The sequence below is a fragment of the Rhizobium sp. SRDI943 genome (assembly GCF_057653695.1).
In genome coordinates this window covers 59,355-81,848 of record NZ_JBYGKN010000002.1, presented here as the reverse complement: position 1 = coordinate 81,848, position 22,494 = coordinate 59,355, and the positions used below count along the sequence as shown (strand labels likewise).

The following is a 22,494-nucleotide window of genomic DNA, read 5'->3' as shown; positions in this document are numbered from 1 at the left end:
AAAAGTCCTCCGTTGAAATTGATAGGATCCCCTCAGACGCGGCGAACATCGGCCGGAGCGAGTCCATAGCCGATCAGAAATTCCACCGAGCTGCCTGCCTGGCTCTGTCCGAGATCGAGGTCGCGCTCGACATTGATCAAAAGCATCTCGCGCGTCGAGCCAAGCGGGCGATAATATAGCATGCAGGTCTGGTGAATGGAGCGCTGCGCCTCACCGTCGTCGACCTTCTCGACAAACTCCGCCAATGGGGTGCGTTCCGTGCCCTCGCCCCAGAAGCGGCTATAGAGGATGCCATCGGCATCGTAGCTTGGCTGACCGATCAGGCCGTCCGGCCCGGTCCAGCGGTTCCATTCGCCCTGCCCGGCAGGCACGACGCTGTCCCAGGGCTGATAAAAGCTGATGTCGTCGACATCACCCGGCTGGCCCGACGTCGACATCACCTGAATCATCCGATGGTCTTCATCGTAATAGCGCGACAGAACCGTCGCGGCATCGAGCGAAACCTCACCGTAGGCGGCAATGATGAACGGGCCGCTCCGTGGCAGCGGCATGGCCGGCTGGCCGGCCAAAGCATCGGCTTCGAGGGAGAGGAAATCGATCTCCAACGCCCCGCCGATGGCGGCGCTCAACGGGCCAAGTTCTTTGGGTAAGGGCCTTTCGTTCTTGTCTCTGCCGAACCAGCCGATCATGATACCTCCCCCATTCGAGCCCAAGCGATGGCAGCGGGATCTAGCCGCATTCCGCTGATGTAGTAAAGGGTCTCGCCGCCCCGCATCAGCGTCTCGTCCTGGCAATTGAGGTCGGTCATGCCCTGGCTCAGCATGCCCACCAGCGTCACATTATGCTGACGCTTGAGCCTTAAAAACACGTCCCCATAGAGTAGCGGCGTTTGCAAAGGCGGCACCGGCAGGGAAAACGCCGTGTCGGTGGAAGCGGCCGACAGCAGCCGTGCGGCGATTTCCGAAGAGCCCGGATCACGTGCGGAACGCGACAGCAGCTCCTCGGCGAGCGAGCCCACCGCCTCGACGCGCGGCCGGCGTTGTTTGACCATCTGTGCCGTGCGGTCGTCGGCGAAATAGGCCACGATATGGGCATTGGGCGCGTGGTCTTCGGCAATCAGCACGGCGGCCAGCGTCTCGTCGTCATTTGCACCGCGCGCGATGATCGCGCGCGCCTGGGCCACTCCGGCCCGCACCAGAGCATCGGCATCGGCAAGCCGCTCGGTTCTGATATAGTCGGCGTAATTGCTGGCGGGATTTTCCGGCAGGTCCTTGGCAACCAGAACACTCATCGGCTCGTTGGCCTGCCGTTCGGCATGCAGCAGCCGCAGCGTCTGGTATGTCTGCCCCTCTTGCCAGCCCAGGACGATGATATGGCCGGCGCGTTCGCTGTAATCACCCAATCCGCGCATGCGATTCCTCCAGATCGTACCGATATTTGTCAACAACTTGCCAAGAACAGCGGTGAAGATGGCAATGCCGCCGGGAAGAACGAACAGGACGGCAATTAATCGGCCGGCCCCCGATTTTGGAGAAAGATCGCCATAGCCGACAGTCGTTGCCGTCACCATATAGTAATAAAGAAAGTCGACCGGATTGCCGACGAGATCGGCTTCGCCGGCAAGCATGAAGAGCAGGTAAGAAGCGACCAGGTGGATCACGAGGATAACAAAAAGGGCTGACCAGGCCAATTCGCTGAGCGAGAGATATACACGCCGCATCAATGAAGCGATAAATGGCAAGCGATTCGCCCCCGTTCCCAACGCGTACCCTAGCGAAATTTATTTAGCGCACCAGATCTTTAAGTTGCAAACCGATTACCCAAATATTTTGACGTTCCAACCGATGGAGGACTTTTTGGAGACCTGGAACCTCACCACTTTAACGCGCCTGTTCGCCGCCGATCCCGACGCACTGGGCGATGTGGATGTAGCCGTACCCGAACAGGGCGACGTCATATGCGTGACTCTTAAGGAAAAGGGCGATCTCGACGTCTTCGTCGCGGTGAGCGGGGAGCGCGACATCCTCGTCAGCGCTGTTCTGGTGCCGTGCAAGGACGTGTCCAATCGAGAAGCCTTCGAACGGATGGTGCTGAAGACCCATAAGTTCGTGCCGCTCTCCAGCTTCGGCATCACCACAATCGACGGTGAGGAATGGTATGAATTGTTCGGCTCGCTGTCAGCACGCTCGCCGGCCGAGACGGTGGTCGAGGAAGTCGCGATTCTGGCTGCCAATGCCGTCGATGCGGCACACATGATTGAAGAGTGGAAAAGCGGGGAGATTGCAGCGTGAGCACTTGGGGCAAGATTTTCACCGCGATTCGCGGCGGCATTAACGAGGCAGCGGAAGCGGCCGCCGACAGCCAGTCCATGCGCGTCCTTGATCAAGAAATCCGCGACGCTGAACAGTCGCTGCGCAGTGCGCGATCCGATCTTGCCGGCATCATGGCGTCCAACAAGAGCGTCATGCGCCGACTTGACGAAAACCGCGCCAAGGAGACCAAGGATACCGACAGCGCTCGCGCTGCGATCTCCGCGGGCCGCACGGATCTCGCTCAAGGTCTGGCTCAGCGCATTGCTAGTATCCGTGCCGAAGTGCAGCGCGACCAGGAAGAGCTCGACCGGCTGCTGCCTCGCCAGCAGCAGATGCTGCGCACGATCCAGGAGACCGAAGCGCGCATTGCTCAGATGAAGCGCGAGGTGGGGAATGTCAAAGCCAATGAGTCGCTGCTGCGCGCTCAATCGGCGATCGCCCATAGCCAGTCGGGCATCAATACCCGCCTCGGTAGCGCCGTCGAAAGTCTCGAACGCATCAAGAAACGCCAGGAAATCACTGCCGGCCGCATCGAAGCCGGTGCTGAACTGGCCGCGCTGGAAAACGGCAGCGACCTCGATCGTCAACTGCGCGAGGCCGGCATTGGCAGTTCGAGCCACTCGGCCGATGACATTCTTGCACAGCTGATGGCACCGAAACATTCGGTAGAGCCCATCTTGCTGCCAGCGCCGACCAGCAAAAAAGACTGATAATCCCGGGAGCGGCAGCCCTGCCTGCCATTGCCGCGCGCGCTTACGGAATTGGAGCGCCGCGACCCAGCCTCTGTGGGGATCGCGGCATTTCAATCCGCTGCAAGCTGCCCTTGGCAGGCGGTGCCATGTACGCCTGCCCGCTTGTTTGGCGCCGGCAGCGAGAAAGGCACGGTTCCGCGGCCGATACGCCGGATACGCCCGTCAGATCTTGAAATTTGTCGCGACACATGACATATAAAAAGCGACAGATGACGCAGGAGAAAGATCATGGCCGTCGCAGCAAAAGCACCCTCTTCAGCGGCAGGCGGTGGAGAACTGCAAAAAATCGAAGCATTGCTCGGCGGTTCGCGCATTCTGTCGCGTAGCCTGACCAATGCCCTCGACGCCCATGAGCTGCTCCTGCACGGCCTGCCTGCAACAGCACTGGATCATCTTGTCGGCACTCTCGTCGTCCTCGGCAAGAACGAGTCCCTCGAAAAGGCGGTGGGCATGAGCTTGCGCACCTGGCAGCGGCGGAAGGACACGCCTTCCAAGCCGCTCAGCCAGGAACAGAGCGGCCGCGCGTGGAAATTCGCCGAGATCCTCGCAAAGGCAACGGATATCTTCGGATCGCAAGCAGAAGCCGAACAATGGCTGGAGCGTCCGGCAGTCGGACTTGAGCAGCGCCGCCCGATCGATCTTCTCGGGACGCCCGCTGGTGTCGAGCTTGTCGAGGATCATCTCGATCGCCTGGAATACGGCGTCTATGCATGACCCTTTTGCCGATCGCGCTCGGCGGGACCGAGCTGGTCGCGTGGCGGCTCGATCAGGCTGTCCATGCGCCGACTTGGGATAGCGGAGAAGGCGCCTATCGGGTTGGCGGCCGCTGGAACAGCAAGGGGGTTCGCGCGGTCTACTGCTCGCTCGATCCCGCGACGGCGATCCTTGAAGTCGCGGTCCACAACGGGTTCCGGGCGCTCGACACCGTGGCGCACAGGATGACGGCAGCTGTCATTGCCGATGCTGGCGATATCCATGTTGTCGATCCGGGAAACGTGCCCAATCCCAACTGGTTGCGCCCGGGCATTCCCAGCGCCGGACAGCAGATCTTCGGAGACGATTTGCTTCGACAACATCGTTTCGTTGCGATCCCGAGCGCGGTCTCGCGGCATAGCTGGAACCTGATTTTTCTGGCAGGCGGTGCGACGGGCGCCTATGCGCTGAAGTTCCAGGAGTCATTTGCCCTCGATACGCGGCTGCATCCGCCCACGTCATGAACGTCTTGGAGCCACGGGGCTATTTGGAAGGGACCGAATTCAATGTCAAATATTGACATCGCGACCCGGATGCAGAACAATTTCAGGAATTTGATAAGGAGGGTGCTTCATGACCAGCAGCCTGCATGTAAGTTTGCCCGATGAAATGCGCGCCTTCGTCGATATGCGCGCCAACGGGAAGAGCCAGTACACGACGCCGAGCGAATATGTACGCGCCCTTATTCGCGAAGATATGGCACGCGAAGAAGATCGCCGCTATGCCATCCGCTCGCTGCTGCGGGCGGAAGAGGAATTCCGGCGCGGAGAGATGCTGCCCCTTTCCGCTCTGGATGCTATCGACGCGGAGCTGGATGAAGAACTGCGCTAGTGGCTCCTCGCGTTCTCATCCTGCCGACCGCCCTTGATAACTACCGTCTGGCAGTCCGCGAAACGGCGCGAAAATGGTCCACCGAACAGGCCAAAGCATATGGCCGCTTGCTGCGGGCGGGATTTGAAGGCATCCCCGAAGCCTACGCCCGCGTAAGGATAAAGAAAGACGAGCGCGCCGGGAATTCGCTCTTCCGGCTCCACAAGATAGAGCACCATTACGCCGTATACATCGTCGTTGACGACTCAACCTTCGTCATTGCCGCGGTCTTGCATGAGCGGATGGATATTCCCGCACAGCTGAGGACAATCGAACGATTGACCGACAGAGAGTATGAAGCGTTGATGGGACATCCTCGGCCGAAGTCCTGAGGACGGTCGGCCGCGATCACCGGCGGCGCGGCAGCAGATCGAGCAGCAAGCCGCGTTAGATAGGCGAGAGGCGCCCCGCTTACCGAGACCAAGCGGATAGTCGACGCGCAAACGCAGCACGCCATAAAAATGCTCGATCCGCCAAGTCGGCTATTCTCACTGCCTCCTAAAGCGTGTCGCGATCTTTCAGATTCGCTTGTCGCGCTTTAGCTCTTTGTTTTTACGCATGTTTTGTTGCAAAACCGCTGCGCACTTTTGCGCGACATGCTTTAGTTGACCCCGAGAAATTGCTTCAACTCCGCTGTCTGCGGATTGGCAAAGACTTCCTCCGGCGGGCCTGCTTCATGGACTCGGCCCTGGTGCATGAAGACGACGCGGTTGCAGACGTCGCGGGCGAACTTCATCTCGTGCGTCACCATCAGGAGGGTCATTCCCTCGGCGGCGAGTTCGCGCACGACGGCCAGAACTTCGGCGACCAGTTCCGGATCGAGCGCGGAGGTGATTTCGTCGCAGAGAAGTGCTGTCGGCTGCATGGCGAGCGCGCGGGCGATGGCGACACGCTGCTGCTGGCCGCCCGAGAGCTCGTCCGGATAGGCGTCGAACCTGTGACCCAGCCCTACCCGCTCCAGCATCTTGCGGGCGGTCGCCTCGGCTTCGGCTTTCGGCGTCTTCTTTACCACGGTCTGCGACAGCATGACGTTGCCGCCGACGGTCAGGTGCGGGAAGAGGTTGAACTGCTGAAAGATCATGCCGACCTTGAGGCGCAGTGCCTTCAGATGCACTTCATCATCGAGGAGCTGCGCGCCGGCCACGGAGATGGAGCCGTCAGTGATGGTCTCCAGGCCGTTGATGCAGCGAAGCAGGGTCGATTTGCCCGAACCGCTCTTGCCGATAATGGCGATGACTTCGCCAGCCTCCACATCGAGATTGATGCCTTTCAGCACCTCGGTGGTGCCAAAGCTCTTGCGGACTTCAGTGATTTCGATGAGCGACATTGAGCTTCCTTTCCAGGATCTGGCTGCTTTTTGACAAAGGCCAGCAAAGGGCGAAGTAGATGAGAGCGACGAGCCCGTAGACGGTGAAGGGCTGGAAAGTGGCATTGGTGACGACCGTGCCGGCTTTCGACAATTCGACGAAACCGATGATCGAGGTCAGCGCCGTTCCCTTGACGATTTGAACGGAGAAACCGACCGTCGGCGGTATGGCGACCCTCAGCGCCTGCGGGAGGATGACATAACGCATCTGCTGCAACCGGCCCATGCCGAGGCTGGCGGAGGCTTCCCACTGACCCTTCACGACCGCTTCGACGCAGCCTCGCCAGATTTCGGCGAGGAAGGCAGCGCTCCACAAGATCAGCGCGAAACCCGCAGCAAGCCAGGCCGGCACGTCTATCCCGAAGAGGCCGAGACCGAAAAAGGCGATGAAGAGCTGCATCAGCAACGGCGTGCCCTGGAAGAGCTCGATATAATATTTCGCGACTGTCCTGAATGCCTTGCGCTTGCTGATGCGCAGGAACAGCAGCCCCAGCCCGACCACGCCGCCGCCGATGAACGAGACCAGCGAAAGCAGGATCGTCCAGCGGGTGGCGAGCAGCAGGTTGCGCAGGATGTCCCAGAGTGTGAACTCGATCATCGTGCTGCTCTCCTCGGGAAAATGAACCCGCCGACCACCGCCAGCAGCTGCCGAAGCAGGATCGCCAGCACAAGATAGATGGCTGTCGAGACGATGTAGGCCTCGAAGGCGCGGAAGGTTCGCGATTGTATGAAGTTCGCGGCAAAGGTCAGATCCTCGGCGGCGATCTGCGAGACGACTGATGAGCCGAGCATGACGATGACCACTTGCGACGACAGTGCCGGCCAGATGCGCTGCAGGGATGGCACGAGAACGACATGCCGGAAGGTTTCGAAGCGCGTCATGGCAAGGCTCTCGCCTGCCTCGAACTGGCCCTTCGGGGTTGCCTGGATGCCCGCGCGGATAATTTCGCAGCTATAGGCGCCGAGATTGACTACCATCGCGAGGTTGGCGGCCGTCAGTTCGGAAAGCTTGAAGCCGAGCGACGGAAGGCCGAAGAAGATGAAAAAGAGCTGGATCAGGAACGGCGTGTTGCGGATCAGTTCGACATAGGTCGCAACGACAGGCTTCAGCCAGGCCGGGCCGAGTGCACGCACCCAGGCACAGAAGATGCCGAGCGATATGCCGAGCCCTCCGCCGATCGCGATAAGCTCCAGCGTGATCAGTATGCCCTTGATGATCTCAGGATAATATTCAAGCAGCCAGCCGAATTCGAAATGGTAACTCAAGGAATTGTCCCCTCTTGTGGCGACGGAGCGTCATGTCATCCCGCGCGGGCGCGGGATGACATCCGTGAGACCGGCCCTTAGAGATCCGACGGGAGATCGGCGCCGAGCCACTTCTGCGATATGGCGTTCAGCGCGCCATCGGTTTTTGCGGCGGCGATAATGCCGTTCACCTTCTCCAGAAGAGCTGCCTGTTCCTTGTTGAGACCGATGTAGCAGGGCGAGTTCTTGATGAGGAACTTCATCTCAGGGCGCTTGGGAGGATTTTTGGCGAGGATCGCAGCGGCCACGACGTTGCCGGTCGCGATGGTGTCGACCTGGCCGGACAGGAAGGCCGAGATGGTGCCGTTGTTGTCCTCGTAGCGCTTGATCGTCGCGTCGGCCGGCGCGATCTTCGTCAGCTCGAGATCTTCGACAGCGCCGCGCGTGACGCCGATGCTCTTGCCGGCGAGATCTTCCACCTTGGCGATCGAAAGATCGGCCGGTGCGAACACGCCGTTGAAGAAGGGTGCGTAGGCCGTGGTGAAATCGATCACCTTTTCGCGCTCCGCATTCTTGCCGAGGCTTGATATGACCAGATCGACTTTGTTCGTCTGCAGATAGGGAACGCGGTTGGCGCTGGTGACCGGCACGAGCTCGGTCTTGACGCCGAGCTTTTCGGCAATGAGATTGGCCACATCGATATCGTAGCCCATCGGCGCCATATCGGTGCCGACACTACCGAAGGGCGGAAAATCCTGCGGGACGGCGACACGCAGCGTACCGCGCGCCGTGATGTCGGCAAGAGCATCGGCGTAAGACGCGGAGCCGAAGCCGAAGGTTGCAGCCAGGGTCGCGATTGCGAAGAAGACTCGTCTTGTCAGCATGTTTTGATTGCTCCTTTGAAGTTGTGGTTTTTTGGGTCTGACAGTTGGGAGACCGAGGGCACGGTCTTGCGAGGAAGTGACAGGGAACTGCGCAGTTCCGAGAGCGGATCGGGCCGTGTGGTGAGGTCGAGGCCCATTTCCACTTCGTCCAGATGTTCGATAGAGAGCTCGGCAGCTCTGACGAAATAGCCCGCTTGCATGGCCTCGAAGATGCGGCAGTGTCCGTCATGGGACTGTGCTGCATGAAATTCAGACTGATAGAGCATCGAAATGAGGATCGTCCTCGCGGTGAGATCACGGAGGATATCGACGATGATGGCGTTCCCGCTCAATTCTGCGATGCGGATGTGGAAATCGCCCATCAAATAGGTCAGGCGCTGGCGGTCGCCCGCAGCCATTGCGCTTTTTTCCTCGTTCAAATGCGCGTCGAGAGCTTCGCGTCCCTCGTTCGTCAATACGCGCATGCTGCGCAACAATCCCGCCTCGATGACGCGCCGTGCCTCATAGACCGCGATCGCCTCTTCAGCGGACGGCTCGACAACAAACCAGCCTCGTCTCGGACTGACATGCACGATACCGCGTGTTTCCAAGCGCATCATGGCTTCACGGACGCGGGTTCGAGACACGCTGAAGAGCGTTGCCAGCTGGTTTTCACTGAGACGCGTCCCAGGCCGAATCTTGGCTGAAAGAATCCCGGAGACGATCGTCTCCTCGATGGTCTTCTGCGTGGTCTCAGATGTCTGGCTATCTTGCATACAAGACAGGAAAGCAAAGCTCGTGCCAAAATTCGGCGTTCAGGACTTCCAAGATGTCTCGGATCCCTCCCCTGGAATTTGCACGCTGGGAATGCAGACTGGGCGTAATTTGAGCGCATGCCCGCAATTCCTTGCAAGCCCCAATCAACGCCGGCCGCGCGAAACCGACGAAGCCCCTTCCCTATCGGAAGAGTTGCTTGCGGCAAGACCGGCTCGACCTATATAGTCATGTTAGTCACTATAGTCAGGATATAGCGAATGCAGCCATCACGACCAGAGGATAAAAGTTGGACCGTCGCCAGTGCGAAGGCCAAACTGTCTGAGGTTATCCAACGCGCGCAAGCAACGCCGCAAACGATCATGCGCAATGGTAAACCAAGCGTCGTCGTCGTTTCAGCCGAGGAATGGCAGCGGAAGACCGCGCGCAAGGGCACCCTCGCAGAGTTTCTGATGCAATCGCCGCTGCGGGGCGCCGATCTCGATCTCGAGCGTGAACGCGACGAACCGCGTGATCTCCAGCTGTGAGAGTTCTGCTCGACACCAATGTGCTTTCCGAGGTGACAAGGCCGCGTCCCGATGCACATGTCTTACAATGGCTGGACAGTCTCGACGAGGATCGCTCATTCATCAGCACCGTATCGATCGCGGAGATCCGGCGTGGTGTCGCATTGATGGAAAGCGGGCGAAAGCGCGACGCGCTGGCTGAATGGCTTGCCCAGGATCTGCCGCAGCGCTTCGAGCAGCGCGTCATCCCTGTGCACCAGCCGGTTGCGATAGCCTGGGGCGACCTGATGGGGCTCGCAAAGCGAAGCGGACGCGGCTTATCGTCAATGGACGGCTTAATTGGCGCCACCGCGATTGCTCACGATCTCACCCTCGCCACGCGCAATATAAAGGATTTCGAGGGCCTTGGGATCGAGCTTGTCCACCCTTGGACCGAGCGCCCGTGACGATCCACAGAGCGGACCGCCACGGGATCTTTTCGTCTAGTTGAAACTCGAGGTTTTGAGGAATTCCGCCAGCCGTTCGGTCTTCGGATGCACGAACATGTCCTTCGGATCGCCCTCCTCGCAGATGACGCCCTGGTTCATGAAGATGACGCGTGACGAAACGTCGTAGGCAAAGCGCATCTCGTGGGTGACGAGCAGCATGGTCATGCCGTCGGCGGCAAGCCCCTTGATGACCTGGAGCACTTCGCCAACCAGTTCCGGGTCGAGCGCCGAGGTCACTTCGTCGAACAGCATCAGCCTCGGCGACATGGCGATGGCACGGGCGATCGCGACGCGCTGTTGCTGGCCGCCTGAAAGCTGGCCGGGATAATGGCTCGAGCGGGCGGAAAGGCCGACACGATCGAGCCATTTTTCCGCGATGGCGCGGGCATCCGGCTTCGTCATCTTCTTCACCTTGACGAGGCCGAGCATGACATTTTCAGCGGCACTCATATGCGGGAAGAGATTGAACTGCTGAAACGCCATGCCGGTCAGCGCGCGCTGGCGTGCAATCTCCTTCTCGCTCTTGCGGCGCCGCGTTGCGCCTTCGGCGCGGTAGCCGATCTCCTCGCCGTCGAGGCTGATCGTGCCACCCTGGAATTCCTCAAGCATGTTGATGCAGCGCAGCAAGGTGGTCTTTCCGGAGCCGGACGAGCCGATGATGGAAATGACTTCGCCCTCCTCAACGGCGCAATCGACGCCCTTGAGGACTTCGTGGATGCCGTAAGTCTTACGCAGACCCTGGATGTCGAGAATGGTCTTGGCCATCGGGGGAACTCCTCAGGACGGCAGGGCGGTCTTGCGCTCGACGTATTTGCCGAAGTGCTCGATGCCGTAGTTGATGATGAAATAGAGACCACCGGCCAGGAAGTAGAACTGGAGGCTCATGAAATTGCGGGAGATGATCTCCTGCGTGCGTAGGAGAAGCTCCGCAACGCCGATGACGGAGAGCAGCGTCGAGGCTTTCACCATCTCGGCCGCCGTATTCACCCAGGCCGGCAGGCATTGGCGCATGGCCTGCGGCCACAGCACAGAGGTGAAAGTCTGGGTAAAGGTCAGGCCGATCGCCTTGGCGGCTTCGGTCTGGCCCTTCGGGATTGCCTGAAGCGCTCCGCGCACGATTTCGCCGACATGGGAGGAGCAGAAGATGGCAAGGGCGAGCACCCCGGCCGAGAACGGCCCGAGATCGAGGCCGACGGCGGCGGAGACGTAGTAGCTCGCCAGCACCAGTACGAGCACCGGCGTGCCACGGATGATATCCGTATAGGCACGCACGGCCAGCCGCAAAACAACGCCGCCATAGACGAGCGCCAAACCGACGAAAACGCCAAGTATGGAACCCGCAAGGATGGCCAGCAGGGAGATCGACACGGTCACGCCGATGCCGTTCATGATGACGTATCGGGCGATCCAGAGTTGTTCGAGAAAAGTGTGGGACATCAGGTCTATCTCGGCAGGGCCAGACTGCGCTCGACGAAGCGCATCACGGCGGCGATGAGGAAACAGGCCGCGACATAGAGCGCTGACGTCACCATCCAGGTCTCTATGACGCGGAAGCTCTCGACATTGATCTTGCGGGCAGCAAACGTCAGTTCGGGCACGGCGATGGCGGCGGCGAGCGAGGTGTCCTTGAAGAGCGAGATGATCGTCGAGGACAGTGATGGCAGCACGTTGCGCAGCATCAGCGGAGCGATGATGGAGCTGCGGATCTGCATCCCCGTCAGGCCGATGGCAAGCCCCGCTTCCGTCAACCCTCTTGGAATAGACAGCAGCCCGGCGCGGAACACTTCTGCCAGATAGGCGCCGGAATAAAGCGACAGAACCAGGACGAAGCTTTTTATCTTGTCGAGGCGCAAACCCATTTGCGGCAGCGCGAAAAAGACGAAAAGCACCAGGACGAGAATCGGCAGGTTGCGAATGACAGTGACATAAACTCGCGCCGGCACCACCGCAAAGCGGCTTTTGGAGGTCAGCGCGAAGGCCACCACAAGGCCGATCGCGGCCCCGATCAGGATCGAGATCACCGCAAGGCCGAGACTGAGCGCGAGCCCGCTCAAAAGATAATCGAAGTTGCGCCAGACGGCAGCGAAATTCAACGTGTAACCCATACGGGCCGCCCTTTCAGACCAGAGCAGGATGCCGAAAAATATGAGCGGTTTTCGGACGGCGTCATGCTTTCACTCTTTAAATGCGGAGCGGGAAACATGTCCCGCTCCGCATGGCTGTTACTTGAATTCGACCGGGAAGCCGATCTGCGGCGGCGTCAGATCTTTGCCAAACCAGGTCTTGAAGGACTTGGCGTAAAAGTCGAATTCAACGCCGGTCATGGCTTCGTGCAGGGCGGTGTTGACGAAGTTCAGCCAATCCTGATCGCCGCGCTTGACGGCGCAGGCGTAGGTCTGCGGATTCCAGCCATAGCCGGCATCTTTGTAGCGGCCCGGATTCTGCGTCATGTACCAGGCGAGCGACGACTGGTCGGTGGCGACTGCATCGGCGCGTCCCGATTCCAGCGCCTGATAGATCAGGTCGACGGAATCGTACTGATCGACGGTCGCCTCCGGCAACGCCGCATGCACCATCGCCTCGGCATAGACGTTCTGGAGAACCGAGATGGTGACGGAGGAACCGGCCGCCTTGAGGGCTGCGTAGTCGGCATATTTTCCGTCCGCCTTGAGCATCAGTCCGACACCCTCGCGATAATAGGGAATGGTGAAGGCAACCTGCTGGGCGCGCTCGCCGGTAACGGTCATGAACTGGCAGGTAATGTCGACTTTGTCGGTGGTGATGTTCGGGATGCGGGCGTCGGAGGACTGGTTCACATATTCGATCTTCTCAGGATCGCCGAAGAGCGCCTTGGCGATGATATGGCCCATGTCGACGTCAAAGCCCTGAAGCTTGTCGTCGGCGCTTTTGAAGTGCCAGGGCGCATTGGTGCTGCCGGTGCCGAGGACGAGATGGCCGCGGGCCAGCACTTCATCGAGTTTGCTGCCGTCGGCCAGCGCAGGGGTGGACAACAGAGCGGCGACGGCCAGCGACATCACGCCGGTGCGAAAGGAAATAGTCATGGCGTTCCCCTTATCATGGTTTCTATTGTTCCAGTATAATGGACGCATGTCTGTTTTACTGGAACAACGTTATCAAGTGCCATCAAGGGTGAATTGTCAATGGGCCATGCTGAAAAAACGCGCAGTGGCGCGCGTGGCGATTTTTTCGGCAGTGCAGCATTGTTCTGTTGTTTAGAGGCTCAACATCATGCCCTTCCCGCTCAGCGACCTCAGGCCATGCCGAGGGCGCAAGATGTGCTCTTTACGGCGAGCGCCTCAGGATCCGGCGCCTTACCGGTTTGCGATTGCAGCGCGGATCAGTGAACCCGCCGCCTCGCCGGCGGCTTCCATGTAGGTCGGGTCGCGATGCAACAGAACGACGGCGAACGAGCCATCGAGCAGCAGGACGATCTGCCGGGCGAGCTGCGGCGCTTCCGTCTTGATCCCGGCCGCCTCGAATGTGACCCGCAACCACGCCTCGACCCTCTTCTTGTGTTCAATCCCGACTTTCATGGCTGGATGGCCGGGCATATTGACGAGTTCCGCAGAGGTGCGCAGGAAGCCGCAGCCCTTCCATTTCGGATGGCGGGCCGCGCGGGCGAGATTGCGAAAAATGCCTTGGACCTTATCCGCCGGTTCGCCCGCCGTTTCCGCGTACCAGCGCTTGAATAGAGAGAGGTTGGGCTGATCGCGCGCCTCCAGATATGCCCCGATGAGATCGTCCTTGCTGGCGAAATGGTAGTAAAGGGTGCGTTTGGTGACGCCGGCCTCTTCAGCCACCGCATCGACGCTGACGCTTCTGATGCCCTCGTTGTAAAACAGCTTGGCGGCGGCCGAGATGATGCGTTCGCGCGTTGGAACTGCAGGTGAGATCATGCCGCTATGTATACCGACTAGTGAGTATACACAAGCATCGGGCGGCGGCATACTCTCCTGACGCAGCATACCGGAAAGGAAAACCGAATGGCCGACACTGTTTTGATCGACAGCCGCGACGGAATCGCCATGCTCACTCTCAATCGCCCGGAAAAACTCAATGCGCTAAATTACGCCTTGATAGACCGCTTGCTCGCGATCCTCGACGCCATCGAAACCGACAGATCAATCCGGGTGGTCATCCTCACCGGCTCCGGCGAGCGTGCATTCTCGGCGGGCGGCGATATCTACGAATTCTCAGAAAGCGTGGCGCAGGGCGCCGATGTCGCCATGCGCGATTTCGTCGCGCGCGGGCAGCGATTGACAGCGCGGTTGGAAGCCTACCACAAACCCGTCATCGCCGCCGTCAACGGCCTTGCCTTTGGCGGAGGCTGCGAGATCACCGAGGCAGTGCCGCTCGCCATCGCCAGCGAACGCGCCCTGTTCGCCAAGCCCGAGATCAATCTCGCAATGCCGCCGACCTTTGGCGGAACGCAGCGTTTGCCAAGGCTGGCCGGGCGTAAGCGCGCGCTCGAATTGCTATTGACGGGCGATGCATTCTCCCCGCAGCGCGCCCTCGAACTCGGCCTTGTCAACCAGCTTGTCCCGCATGACGCTCTCATGCCGGCAGCCCACGATCTCGCGCGGCGCATTCTGCGTCATTCACCGCTGGCGGCGGCGAGCATTTTGACGGCGGTGACGCGCGGCATCAACCAGAGCATTGCCGAGGGGCTGCTGATCGAAGGCGAACAATTCGCCCGCATGGCGCCAACCGCCGATCTGCGCGAAGGGCTCGACGCGTGGATCGAGCGCCGCAAGCCGAACTATCCCGGCTCGTGGTCGCTCGATTGATTGATTGTCGCCAATACTGCTGAGAATGGCTCAGCCAGCGTAATCAGAACTCTTCCCAGTCGGACTTCAGCGCGACGGAGGCCGACCCGCGCTGGATGGACGCGAGGGGCGAAGTACGAACGACTTTCAAAGGCGTCGGTGCGGCAGGGTGACGATCCGCCGGCGCAAACGAAGACCTGGATCTCGGCGCATCGTTGAAACGGAACTGTTCAAGAAGCTCGAAGAGCGCGGCAGCCTCTCGTGCGAGACCATGGCTTGCAGCCGTCTGCTCTTCGACCATTGCGGCATTCTGCTGCGTTCCCTGGTCGACGGTGTTGATGGACTGGCTGATCCCACCGAGCGCAGTCGATTGCTCGCGCGCCGCCTCCACGATCGCCGTGACGTTGGTATTGATTTCGTGAACCTGAGTGGCGATTTCCTGGAGCGCGGATCCGGCATTCGTGACAAGGGCGACGCCGTTTGCGACATGGGAACCGGACGCTGTGATCAGGCTCTTTATCTCCTTGGCAGCTTTCGCCGACCGCTGCGCCAGCTCACGAACCTCCTGGGCAACGACCGCAAACCCCTTGCCGGCCTCCCCAGCTCGTGCCGCCTCGACGCCGGCATTGAGCGCCAAAAGGTTCGTCTGGAAGGCAATCTCATCGATGACACCGATGATATTGGAAATTTCCCGTGACGAGTTTTCAATCTGGTCCATCGCTCCGATGGCGTCACGCACCACCTGGCCGGAATGCTCGGCGTGATTTCTGGCGCGCCCCACGAGTTGACCGGCTTCCTCGGCGCGGCGGCTCGAATCCTTGACCGTCGTCGTGATTTCCTCAAGGGCGGCGGCCGTCTCCTCGACGGATGCCGCTTGCTGCTCGGTACGCTTTGCCAGGTCGTCGGCCGCTGTGCGGATTTCGTTGGAACCGGCTGAGATCGCCTTCGCATTTTCGGCAACCGTTGCCATTGCACCCTTCAACTTCTCCGAGGCGCTGTTGAAGTCGGCACGCAGCCTTTCCAGCGAAGGAATGAAAGGCTTCTGGATCACCTGCGACAGGTCACCGTCCGCAAGATTCGTCAGGCAACGGGCAAGTTGTTCGACATTTTCGACGCGCGCCGTGACATCGGTTGCGAACTTCACGACTTTGAACACTTTGCCGTTCAGGTCGAAAATCGGATTGTAGGAAGCCTGGATGTAGACCTTCCGTCCGCCCTTGCCCACGCGCATGAATTCGTCGGCGACCAGCTGACCGCTCGCAAGTCTCCGCCAGAATTCCTTATAAGCCTCCGACCTCGAGTAGTCGGCTTCACAGAACATCGAATGATGTTTGCCCTGGATTTCGGCAAGCGAATAACCTAGCGCGGACAGGAAGTTGTCGTTCGCGGTCAGGATTTCGCCGACCGGCGTGAATTCGATGATCGCCTGAGCCCGGGACAATGCGTCGATCTTGCCCGAATCCTCGGCAGACTTCAGCTTCTGCGCAGTGATGTCAGTTGCAATCTTGATAACCTTGACCGGCTTCCCGCGTCGGAACACGGGATTGTAGGATGCCTCGATCCAGACCTCGCGCCCGCCTTTTCCGACCCGCTTATATTGTTGTTGATCGAATTTCCCCGCTGACAGCTTTGTCCAGAAAGCCTTGTATTCCGCCGAGGATGCGTAGGCAGGTTCGACAAACATGCTGTGATGTTTTCCGACGATCTCCCTCAACTCGTAGCCGAGCGCCCGGCAGAAGTTTTCATTCGCGGTGAGGATCTTGCCTGATAAGTCAAACTCGATCATGGCCTGCGAATTTGATAAAGCGGCAAGAGCCGCCACAGCATTTGCACCACGACCAAGAATACTCACGCGCAATCCCCCTAGATTTCATTGCTGTTGGGCCAGCCATGTCGCAAATATTCGCTTATGCTTATTAACGGGGATTTAATTATGAATATAACGTGCAGGATATTTTCTTTTCAACCAGCGCTGCGTTGATCAGGCACATCCTGGCAAAGGCAGCCGGCCCCCTGCCCTGCCGTGGATGGCAATGCACCTCTGTCAGGCTCCCCGAGGAAGGGGCTTGCCGCTCAACCGCTTTTCAATTGCGCCATAGCAAGCAGCGTATCGGCGCTTATCGTCGCCGAGCCGGTCAGGATCGAAAGGGCTGACGACGTGGTGCCCGTGCCGTTGGCCATGTCATACATGGCGGTGAAGCGTTTGATCAGATCGTCGACTTTGTCAGGATCCGACAGATCCTTCATGTCGATGAAATTGTCGACCATCTCGGCTTGCTTGTCGACGTCCATGTTCGAGACGTAACTGGACAGGTTGAAGGTCGTCGTAAAGAACTCGAAGAGCGCGCTGTCGCCTAGAATGTTATAGGCGCTCGATATCTCCGGCGCCTTGCGCTGGAAGTAAAGGGCAAGGCGCACGCCGGTGTTGCTATCGCCTTGGTCGTCTTCGAGCGTCAGCCTGACATAGGCGTCGATCGTCTCCAGCACATCGCCGCGCTGCTGCACAGTCCCGGTCGGATCGGCGGAAATATTGCCGTCCTGATCGAAATTGAACGCGCCGACGAGTTCGGCGAAACGATTGTCGTCCAGCTTGTTGACATAACTGTCTTCGTCGTCGAGGTCGGAAGAAAACATCTTCTCCAACTCGTCCGACGTGACATCATCAGGGTCGAGCCCCTTCGCCTCAAGCGCAAAGCTAACCAGGCGATCGTCGGCCAGAAATTCGCTGGCCGTCGTGATCGTCGCCATCTGCTCGCGAAAATAGGTGATCTCGTCATTCGCTGCATCGGTCGCCTCGGTCAGTTCGGCGCCTTCGAGGTAGCGGATTTTGTTCTGCTTGTAATAGGCGGCATAGTCGTCGACGACGGATTCCGACATGGCCTGCAAGGGAACGGTGACATCACCATTGTCGTCGAAGTTGAAGGCTTTGCGAAAGGCTACGAACCGGTCGTCATCGAGGCTGTTGACATAACTTTTCGAGTCCGCGGGATCGCTTTCGAGAATTTTCCGAACTTCGCTTCTCGAAACGCTGTCCGGGTCTATGTCATAGGCGCGCAACGCCATTTCCCACAGTTCCGGAAGATCGTCGTTGTCGTCGTCATCATCGTCATCGTTCGATACGAGGAAATCATCGATCGAGGTGACGCTGGCGATGCGTGTCGTATAGTTGTCGGTGGCATCTTCCGTGCTGGCGTTGGCGACCAGCACCTGATAATTTTCGTCGAAGGCTGCCTTGGTCGTGGCGGTCTGGTCTGAAGTCTGGGCGGTGTCGCCATCGGCAAGATCGCCGTCCTCATCGAAATTGAAGGCGTCGTGCAGGTCGGACAAGCCGATCGCGTCGGCGACGTCGGCGCTTTTCAGCGCCGCGGAAATGAAGTTGTCGGTCTCGCTATCGGTAAGCCCGTAGGCAGTTCTCAGATAGGAAACCAGTTTGTCGTCGCTCATCAACTCATCGACGGAGGTGATGTTGCCGATTTGCGCCGCGAAGTAGGTGTCATAGGCCTCCCCGGTTTCCGAGGAAGCGATCGTCGCCGAGGCCACCGCATAAGCGCTCGTGACCAGCGAGATCTGATCTTCCGACATCACGTCGCCGTCGGTCGAGCCGTCCTCGTTGAAGTTGAAGGCCTTCGCCAGGTTGACATAGACCGCGTCGTCGAGCTGGTTGACGAAACTATCGGCGTCGTCGAGATCGCTCGTCAAAACACTCTTCAGGAAGCTGGTCGAAGTATATTCGGTGCTGAGCCCGAAAGCCGTCAGCACATAGTTCTTCAGCTTCGAACTCGACAGGAGATCGTCGACCGAGGTGATCGACGAGATATTCTCTTCGAAATAGTCCGTCGCGTCCGCGATGTCGTCCGCCTCGGTGTCGAAGGACTCCTCATAAGCATCGAGCAGATTGTCCCGCTGCACGTCCGATTGCGCCGTCTTCGTCTCGCCGGCGAATTTGAAGGCGGCGGCGAATTCGGCGTAGCGGGTGTCGCTCAAGCTGTTGGCGAAGCTCGATGAATCGCTGAGGTCACTCTCCAGCACCTTCGTCATGAAGGCCTTGGCATATGTCATGTCTTCAAGGCCGTAGGCCTTCATGGCATAAGAATAGAGCTTGTAATCGCTCATGAACTCGTCGACGGTCGTGACCTTGTCGATGTTTTCCTTGTAGTAGGCGCTGTCGCGGGAAACCGTTGCCTGCGAAGCCACACTCGAGAGACTGGCGTTTAGATTTCTGGCGACCGAGAGGTAGCTCACATAGGTGGAAACCAACGTCTGTCCCTTTGCATGAGCGCGCGCGCGAAAGCCTGCCGGCAGTCACGGTTGAAACTTTTCATGTTTGCTGAGATGTTTGCCGCCGCTCATGGCGCATACGGACTGCATTCATGCGGCCGAATCAATTTAATAGAACCACATGGTACTATAATTATTCGAAAATGCAATAGGAGGTCGAAAGCCGAGGGATCGCGACTTTATCGCGTTAAGCGGCCCCCACGCCCGCCGCAAAGATTGCAATGCAACGCCTGAGATGGGCAAGCAGCACCGCCCGATCAGGCCAGGCCTGAGCGCGCCCTTCCGGCGGACCCATGCCGCCGAAAATCATATCCATCAGCATCCGGGCTCCGCTGGCCGGATCATCAAGCGACAACTTGCCTTCCGCCCTACGGTGGCTCAGCCAGTCGGTGAGGTCCTGCCGGCTGGCAAGCATGCCTTCGCGCTGCAGAATATCGACGAGCTCGGGAAACTGCCCCGCTTCGCGAAAGACGAGTTGCAGGAAACCGGCACGATCCGCGTCCTTGTCCTCATCCATATCGATCATGAAGATGCGTTCGAGGCTCTCGGCGATCGAGATATCTTCAGCAGGCCGCGGCAGGTCGAGCATCAGGCGCCGATGCGCGCCGACCACAGCGGCAAACAGCTCTTCCTTGCTCTGAAACAGCTTGTAAAGCGTCTGTTTTGAAACACCCGCCTCGCTGGCGACGACTGCGGTCGTACTTCCGGCATAGCCGCATTTTACAAAAACGCGGCGGGCAATTTCGACGATATGCGCCCGCTTGTCCTCGTCGCTGGAGACTTTCGGCCGGCCTCGCTTGCGCGGCTCATCTACGGGCTCGTCGGCAACATCCATGATATCTAGACCGCCTCAACGAAGCGCAAGCCGACGCCCGCAGAAAGGAGACTACGATTTCTGAGGGACGATTTTTTCGGTTGTGGCATTAGTAATTTCGATTTAGAGAACTCATAAGTTCTGTAATGCGTTGCATCCCCACCCTCTATCGATGGAGCGCTTATGACGACCATTTCTGCCGCAACGTCGATCTCTTCCTATTCGTACAGCAAGAGTTCGACGTCAGCATCCCAGGACACCCTATCCTGTAATACGGTTTCGGCAAAAAAATCAACCGCAAGCCAGCAGCGCAGCGAAGACGCGGCCAACAGCGCTGAGAAACTCATGTCGCAGCTGATGTCGTTGACGATGAACGGCCTCGCCGGTCAGTCCGCTTCCAGCGAGCAGCAGGACGGCGGCGCAGACATGGACGTTGCGCAGCTGGACAGCGATGGCGACGGGTACGTGAGCAAGGCCGAGTTCGTCACAGCCCGGCCGTCGGATGTGTCGGAGGATGAAGCCGGCACGCTGTTCGACAGCTTCGACAGCGAAGGTTCCGGCTCGCTGTCGGTCGATGCGCTGACCGAGGCCATGTCCGCTCAGCAGTCGGAACGTGCCGAGGGGCCGCCACCCCCGCCACCTTCCGACGATGACGATCTTACATCCATGCTCTCCGATCTCGATACCGACGGCGACGGGCAGGTGAGCAAAGCCGAGTTCGTTGCAGGTCGGCCGTCCGATGTGAGCGAGGAGCAGGCCGGCACGCTGTTCGACAGCTTCGACAGCGAAAGTTCCGGCTCGCTATCGGTTGATACGCTGACCGAGGCCATGTCCGCTCAGCGGTCGGAACGTCCCGAAGGACCGCCGCCGTCCGCTGACGATGACGATGACCAGTTTGCATCCCTGCTCTCCGATCTCGATACGGACGGAGACGGGCTTGTGACATTGGACGAGTTTATGGCGGGTGAGTCGGACGACGTCACCGAAAGACAGGCGAGCCAGCTCTTTAGTCTGCTCGACGCGTCAGGCACCGGTTCGTTGTCTGCACAGTCCACGAGCTGACGGTCGTTAAGCCGTCGCCATTGCGGGCGCTGGAGGATCCGCACTGAGACGGTTTTAAAGCGAACCGGCAGTCGAGCCGGCAGAGCCTTCAGTCGGGTCGCTTGCGAAATATGGAAACGTTCGAATGGTGCGCCGTCACAGGCGCACGGATAACCAGCGCGCGGATGAGCCGAAGCGCCGATCGCCATCACGGGGTCAGTCCAGACAATCAGATCATCGACCGGTGTCGGCCTTGCCCGGCGCCAGCGATGTCGTGCGCCCGCAATCCCGGCGCCCTGGAAGCCCCTCGTCACATGGCATGTTCCCAAACCATAAAGGAATCGAGCCATGAGCATTTTTGGAAGCATGAAAACCGCCGTCTCCGGCATGAGCGCCCAGGCAAACCGGCTGAGCACGGTCTCCGACAATATCGCCAATGCGAACACCACCGGCTACAAAGCCGTTTCCACGTCCTTTTCGTCACTGGTTCTGCCGTCTTCCTCGGGCAATTATAATTCAGGCGGCGTTCAGACATCCGTGCGCCAGGCGATTTCTCAGCAGGGCGACATTTCCTATACGACCTCGGCCTACGACCTGGCGATCTCGGGAGACGGGTTCTTCATCGTGGAAAGCGCCGACGGCACGCCTGTGCTTACCCGGGCCGGCGACTTCTCGGTCGACAGCGACGGCAATCTCGTCAACGGCGCCGGTTTCACGCTGATGGGATATTCCTATGACTCCGGCGTGCCGGCGGTGGTCGTCAACGGCTTCGACGGCCTGGTGCCGGTCAACGTATCCCAATCGGGCTTGAGCGCCGTCGCTTCGAGCAGCGCTTACTTCAGCGGCAACCTGAACTCCGAAGCGACCGTCGTCACGGATACGACGACGCTGCCGAGCGCCAACACGGCAAGCGTCACCGACGACACGCAGAAGATGTCGCTGGTTGCCTATGACAGCCTCGGCGGCACCGTCCAGTACGACTATTACTTCACCAAGACCGGCGTCACGACGGACGCGAGCGGCGCGGTCACCGGCAGCACCTGGGAGGTTGCCGTTTACCGCAATGCCGATGCATCCACCGGCAGCACGACGTCCTTTCCCTACTCTTCCGATGCCGTGAGCGTTGCCACGCTCTCCTTCGACGCCGATGGCCAGCTGACCTCGGCAACCGACACCGACATCGTCGATCCGGTGACGGCCAAGACGATCACCATGGATTATTCCGACTTCACCCAGCTTTCCTCCGACTTCTCGGCAACGGGCTCAGCAGACGGCCAGGCCGCAAGTGCCGTGAGTTCGGTGTCTATCGGTACGGACGGCGTGGTGTCGGTCTCCTATGCGAACGGCGCGACAAAGGCTCTCTATCAGATCCCTCTCGCGACGGTTGCCAGCCCCGACAATCTGACGCTGCTCAGCGGCAACGTCTACAGTGCCAACGGATTGTCCGGCGTCACGGTCACCGGCTTCCCGCAGACGAACGGGCTCGGCTCCATCCAGTCCGGCGCTCTCGAAAGCTCGAACGTCGATCTCGCCGGCGAACTGACGGAGATGATCGAGGCGCAGCGCAGCTATACCGCCAATTCCAAGGTGTTTCAGACCGGCTCCGATATCATGGATGTCCTCGTCAATCTGAAACGATAGGGAG

The 22,494-nt window shown here is 59.5% G+C and carries 27 protein-coding genes; 12 read left to right on the top strand and 15 right to left on the bottom strand.

Annotated features, from left to right (window positions below):
* Positions 1 to 32: 32 nt before the first annotated feature.
* Together AC245Y_RS24505 and AC245Y_RS24500 are read right to left on the bottom strand one after the other, a co-directional pair.
* A complete protein-coding gene (locus tag AC245Y_RS24505) occupies positions 33 to 689 on the bottom strand; it encodes a YjfK family protein (protein ID WP_017996232.1) in 657 nt (218 codons plus the stop codon).
* Entirely contained in the window at positions 686 to 1,741 is a 1,056-nt protein-coding gene (locus tag AC245Y_RS24500) for an ion channel (RefSeq protein WP_017996233.1), read from the bottom strand. The genes AC245Y_RS24505 and AC245Y_RS24500 overlap by 4 nt, the downstream gene beginning before the upstream one ends.
* Positions 1,742 to 1,844: 103 nt before the next feature.
* Here AC245Y_RS24500 and AC245Y_RS24495 point away from each other — a divergent pair, with 103 nt between their 5' ends.
* The 6 genes from AC245Y_RS24495 (at position 1,845) to AC245Y_RS24470 (ending at position 5,019) form a co-directional block, all read left to right on the top strand.
* The gene (locus AC245Y_RS24495) at positions 1,845 to 2,291 is read left to right on the top strand and encodes a YjfI family protein (RefSeq protein WP_029871137.1); all 447 of its coding nucleotides are present in this window, start codon (positions 1,845 to 1,847) and stop codon (positions 2,289 to 2,291) included.
* Positions 2,288 to 3,022: a PspA/IM30 family protein gene (locus AC245Y_RS24490; protein ID WP_017956566.1), complete on the top strand. Its 735-nt coding sequence runs from the start codon at positions 2,288 to 2,290 to the stop codon at positions 3,020 to 3,022. Before AC245Y_RS24495 ends, AC245Y_RS24490 begins: the two co-directional genes overlap by 4 nt.
* A gap of 270 nt (positions 3,023 to 3,292) precedes the next feature.
* Positions 3,293 to 3,778 (top strand): type II RES/Xre toxin-antitoxin system antitoxin, encoded by a 486-nt coding sequence (gene parS / locus AC245Y_RS24485; protein WP_012755584.1) that lies wholly within the window; start codon positions 3,293 to 3,295, stop codon positions 3,776 to 3,778.
* Positions 3,775 to 4,281 (top strand): RES family NAD+ phosphorylase, encoded by a 507-nt coding sequence (locus AC245Y_RS24480; protein ID WP_017996235.1) that lies wholly within the window; start codon positions 3,775 to 3,777, stop codon positions 4,279 to 4,281. Before parS ends, AC245Y_RS24480 begins: the two co-directional genes overlap by 4 nt.
* 109 nt (positions 4,282 to 4,390) lie before the next feature.
* Complete coding sequence (locus AC245Y_RS24475; RefSeq protein ID WP_003550229.1) at positions 4,391 to 4,648, top strand: ribbon-helix-helix domain-containing protein; 258 nt, start codon at positions 4,391 to 4,393, stop codon at positions 4,646 to 4,648.
* Positions 4,648 to 5,019, top strand: coding sequence for a type II toxin-antitoxin system RelE/ParE family toxin (locus tag AC245Y_RS24470; protein ID WP_017996236.1), 372 nt, complete (start codon positions 4,648 to 4,650; stop codon positions 5,017 to 5,019). Before AC245Y_RS24475 ends, AC245Y_RS24470 begins: the two co-directional genes overlap by 1 nt.
* 269 nt (positions 5,020 to 5,288) lie before the next feature.
* Here AC245Y_RS24470 and AC245Y_RS24465 read toward each other — a convergent pair whose 3' ends face one another.
* The 5 genes from AC245Y_RS24465 to AC245Y_RS24445 all read right to left on the bottom strand — a co-directional run bounded on the left by AC245Y_RS24465 (position 5,289) and on the right by AC245Y_RS24445 (position 8,937).
* On the bottom strand, positions 5,289 to 6,014 hold the full coding sequence (locus AC245Y_RS24465) for an amino acid ABC transporter ATP-binding protein (protein WP_012755581.1): 726 nt from the start codon (positions 6,012 to 6,014) through the stop codon (positions 5,289 to 5,291).
* Entirely contained in the window at positions 5,992 to 6,651 is a 660-nt protein-coding gene (locus AC245Y_RS24460) for an amino acid ABC transporter permease (RefSeq protein WP_011648875.1), read from the bottom strand. Before AC245Y_RS24460 ends, AC245Y_RS24465 begins: the two co-directional genes overlap by 23 nt.
* Complete coding sequence (locus tag AC245Y_RS24455) at positions 6,648 to 7,319, bottom strand: amino acid ABC transporter permease (protein WP_017996237.1); 672 nt, start codon at positions 7,317 to 7,319, stop codon at positions 6,648 to 6,650. The genes AC245Y_RS24460 and AC245Y_RS24455 overlap by 4 nt, the downstream gene beginning before the upstream one ends.
* 77 nt (positions 7,320 to 7,396) lie before the next feature.
* On the bottom strand, positions 7,397 to 8,182 hold the full coding sequence (locus AC245Y_RS24450; protein ID WP_017996238.1) for a transporter substrate-binding domain-containing protein: 786 nt from the start codon (positions 8,180 to 8,182) through the stop codon (positions 7,397 to 7,399).
* Complete coding sequence (locus tag AC245Y_RS24445; RefSeq protein ID WP_026157584.1) at positions 8,176 to 8,937, bottom strand: GntR family transcriptional regulator; 762 nt, start codon at positions 8,935 to 8,937, stop codon at positions 8,176 to 8,178. Before AC245Y_RS24445 ends, AC245Y_RS24450 begins: the two co-directional genes overlap by 7 nt.
* 258 nt (positions 8,938 to 9,195) lie before the next feature.
* Between AC245Y_RS24445 and AC245Y_RS24440 the strand changes: the two genes are divergently transcribed.
* Both AC245Y_RS24440 and AC245Y_RS24435 read left to right on the top strand, forming a co-directional pair.
* Positions 9,196 to 9,462 carry a type II toxin-antitoxin system prevent-host-death family antitoxin gene (locus AC245Y_RS24440; RefSeq protein ID WP_012755578.1) on the top strand — a complete coding sequence of 89 codons (267 nt, stop codon included), beginning with the start codon at positions 9,196 to 9,198 and terminating at the stop codon, positions 9,460 to 9,462.
* Entirely contained in the window at positions 9,459 to 9,887 is a 429-nt protein-coding gene (locus AC245Y_RS24435) for a type II toxin-antitoxin system VapC family toxin (RefSeq protein ID WP_012755577.1), read from the top strand. The genes AC245Y_RS24440 and AC245Y_RS24435 overlap by 4 nt, the downstream gene beginning before the upstream one ends.
* Positions 9,888 to 9,923: 36 nt before the next feature.
* On the opposite strand, the gene AC245Y_RS24430 is transcribed toward AC245Y_RS24435, so the two are convergent.
* The 4 genes from AC245Y_RS24430 to AC245Y_RS24415 all read right to left on the bottom strand — a co-directional run bounded on the left by AC245Y_RS24430 (position 9,924) and on the right by AC245Y_RS24415 (position 12,991).
* Positions 9,924 to 10,694 carry an amino acid ABC transporter ATP-binding protein gene (locus tag AC245Y_RS24430; RefSeq protein WP_012755576.1) on the bottom strand — a complete coding sequence of 257 codons (771 nt, stop codon included), beginning with the start codon at positions 10,692 to 10,694 and terminating at the stop codon, positions 9,924 to 9,926.
* Positions 10,695 to 10,706: 12 nt separating this feature from the next.
* Positions 10,707 to 11,366, bottom strand: coding sequence for an amino acid ABC transporter permease (locus tag AC245Y_RS24425; RefSeq protein WP_011648868.1), 660 nt, complete (start codon positions 11,364 to 11,366; stop codon positions 10,707 to 10,709).
* Between the two features lie 5 nt (positions 11,367 to 11,371).
* The gene (locus AC245Y_RS24420; RefSeq protein ID WP_017996239.1) at positions 11,372 to 12,034 is read right to left on the bottom strand and encodes an amino acid ABC transporter permease; all 663 of its coding nucleotides are present in this window, start codon (positions 12,032 to 12,034) and stop codon (positions 11,372 to 11,374) included.
* Positions 12,035 to 12,151: 117 nt separating this feature from the next.
* Positions 12,152 to 12,991 (bottom strand): transporter substrate-binding protein, encoded by an 840-nt coding sequence (locus tag AC245Y_RS24415; RefSeq protein WP_012755573.1) that lies wholly within the window; start codon positions 12,989 to 12,991, stop codon positions 12,152 to 12,154.
* Between AC245Y_RS24415 and AC245Y_RS24410 the strand changes: the two genes are divergently transcribed.
* Complete coding sequence (locus AC245Y_RS24410; RefSeq protein WP_157628365.1) at positions 12,990 to 13,166, top strand: hypothetical protein; 177 nt, start codon at positions 12,990 to 12,992, stop codon at positions 13,164 to 13,166. The two genes, AC245Y_RS24415 and AC245Y_RS24410, sit on opposite strands and share 2 nt — an antisense overlap.
* 95 nt (positions 13,167 to 13,261) lie before the next feature.
* On the opposite strand, the gene AC245Y_RS24405 is transcribed toward AC245Y_RS24410, so the two are convergent.
* The gene (locus AC245Y_RS24405) at positions 13,262 to 13,846 is read right to left on the bottom strand and encodes a TetR/AcrR family transcriptional regulator (protein ID WP_017996240.1); all 585 of its coding nucleotides are present in this window, start codon (positions 13,844 to 13,846) and stop codon (positions 13,262 to 13,264) included.
* An 87-nt stretch (positions 13,847 to 13,933) separates the two neighbouring features.
* Here AC245Y_RS24405 and AC245Y_RS24400 point away from each other — a divergent pair, with 87 nt between their 5' ends.
* Positions 13,934 to 14,737 carry a crotonase/enoyl-CoA hydratase family protein gene (locus AC245Y_RS24400; protein ID WP_017996241.1) on the top strand — a complete coding sequence of 268 codons (804 nt, stop codon included), beginning with the start codon at positions 13,934 to 13,936 and terminating at the stop codon, positions 14,735 to 14,737.
* A gap of 43 nt (positions 14,738 to 14,780) precedes the next feature.
* Here the strand turns inward: AC245Y_RS24400 and AC245Y_RS24395 are convergent, their stop codons facing one another.
* The 3 genes from AC245Y_RS24395 to AC245Y_RS24385 form a co-directional block, all read right to left on the bottom strand.
* Entirely contained in the window at positions 14,781 to 16,568 is a 1,788-nt protein-coding gene (locus tag AC245Y_RS24395; protein ID WP_026157586.1) for a methyl-accepting chemotaxis protein, read from the bottom strand.
* Positions 16,569 to 16,789: 221 nt separating this feature from the next.
* Positions 16,790 to 18,973: a DUF1217 domain-containing protein gene (locus AC245Y_RS24390; protein WP_017996243.1), complete on the bottom strand. Its 2,184-nt coding sequence runs from the start codon at positions 18,971 to 18,973 to the stop codon at positions 16,790 to 16,792.
* A 208-nt stretch (positions 18,974 to 19,181) separates the two neighbouring features.
* Positions 19,182 to 19,829 (bottom strand): TetR/AcrR family transcriptional regulator, encoded by a 648-nt coding sequence (locus tag AC245Y_RS24385; protein ID WP_017996244.1) that lies wholly within the window; start codon positions 19,827 to 19,829, stop codon positions 19,182 to 19,184.
* Between the two features lie 162 nt (positions 19,830 to 19,991).
* On the opposite strand from AC245Y_RS24385, the gene AC245Y_RS24380 reads away from it, so the two are divergent.
* Complete coding sequence (locus tag AC245Y_RS24380) at positions 19,992 to 20,870, top strand: EF-hand domain-containing protein (RefSeq protein WP_017996245.1); 879 nt, start codon at positions 19,992 to 19,994, stop codon at positions 20,868 to 20,870.
* 327 nt (positions 20,871 to 21,197) lie between these two features.
* On the top strand, positions 21,198 to 22,490 hold the full coding sequence (locus AC245Y_RS24375; protein WP_012755566.1) for a flagellar hook protein FlgE: 1,293 nt from the start codon (positions 21,198 to 21,200) through the stop codon (positions 22,488 to 22,490).
* Positions 22,491 to 22,494: the final 4 nt, after the last annotated feature.

Excerpts from the sequence above, each read along its gene's own strand:
- AC245Y_RS24450 (WP_017996238.1), bottom strand. The coding sequence starts at position 8,182 with ATGCTGACAAGACGAGTCTTCTTCGCAATCGCGACCCTGGCTGCAACC.
- AC245Y_RS24495 (WP_029871137.1), top strand. The coding sequence starts at position 1,845 with ATGGAGGACTTTTTGGAGACCTGGAACCTCACCACTTTAACGCGCCTG.
- AC245Y_RS24375 (WP_012755566.1), top strand. The coding sequence starts at position 21,198 with ATGAGCATTTTTGGAAGCATGAAAACCGCCGTCTCCGGCATGAGCGCC.
- AC245Y_RS24410 (WP_157628365.1), top strand. The coding sequence starts at position 12,990 with ATGGCGTTCCCCTTATCATGGTTTCTATTGTTCCAGTATAATGGACGC.
- AC245Y_RS24505 (WP_017996232.1), bottom strand. The coding sequence starts at position 689 with ATGATCGGCTGGTTCGGCAGAGACAAGAACGAAAGGCCCTTACCCAAA.
- AC245Y_RS24405 (WP_017996240.1), bottom strand. The coding sequence starts at position 13,846 with ATGATCTCACCTGCAGTTCCAACGCGCGAACGCATCATCTCGGCCGCC.
- AC245Y_RS24380 (WP_017996245.1), top strand. The coding sequence starts at position 19,992 with ATGACGACCATTTCTGCCGCAACGTCGATCTCTTCCTATTCGTACAGC.
- AC245Y_RS24465 (WP_012755581.1), bottom strand. The coding sequence starts at position 6,014 with ATGTCGCTCATCGAAATCACTGAAGTCCGCAAGAGCTTTGGCACCACC.
- AC245Y_RS24460 (WP_011648875.1), bottom strand. The coding sequence starts at position 6,651 with ATGATCGAGTTCACACTCTGGGACATCCTGCGCAACCTGCTGCTCGCC.
- AC245Y_RS24425 (WP_011648868.1), bottom strand. The coding sequence starts at position 11,366 with ATGTCCCACACTTTTCTCGAACAACTCTGGATCGCCCGATACGTCATC.
- AC245Y_RS24430 (WP_012755576.1), bottom strand. The coding sequence starts at position 10,694 with ATGGCCAAGACCATTCTCGACATCCAGGGTCTGCGTAAGACTTACGGC.
- AC245Y_RS24415 (WP_012755573.1), bottom strand. The coding sequence starts at position 12,991 with ATGACTATTTCCTTTCGCACCGGCGTGATGTCGCTGGCCGTCGCCGCT.
- AC245Y_RS24475 (WP_003550229.1), top strand. The coding sequence starts at position 4,391 with ATGACCAGCAGCCTGCATGTAAGTTTGCCCGATGAAATGCGCGCCTTC.
- AC245Y_RS24420 (WP_017996239.1), bottom strand. The coding sequence starts at position 12,034 with ATGGGTTACACGTTGAATTTCGCTGCCGTCTGGCGCAACTTCGATTAT.
- AC245Y_RS24385 (WP_017996244.1), bottom strand. The coding sequence starts at position 19,829 with ATGGATGTTGCCGACGAGCCCGTAGATGAGCCGCGCAAGCGAGGCCGG.
- AC245Y_RS24445 (WP_026157584.1), bottom strand. The coding sequence starts at position 8,937 with ATGCAAGATAGCCAGACATCTGAGACCACGCAGAAGACCATCGAGGAG.
- AC245Y_RS24480 (WP_017996235.1), top strand. The coding sequence starts at position 3,775 with ATGACCCTTTTGCCGATCGCGCTCGGCGGGACCGAGCTGGTCGCGTGG.
- AC245Y_RS24440 (WP_012755578.1), top strand. The coding sequence starts at position 9,196 with ATGCAGCCATCACGACCAGAGGATAAAAGTTGGACCGTCGCCAGTGCG.
- parS (WP_012755584.1), top strand. The coding sequence starts at position 3,293 with ATGGCCGTCGCAGCAAAAGCACCCTCTTCAGCGGCAGGCGGTGGAGAA.
- AC245Y_RS24400 (WP_017996241.1), top strand. The coding sequence starts at position 13,934 with ATGGCCGACACTGTTTTGATCGACAGCCGCGACGGAATCGCCATGCTC.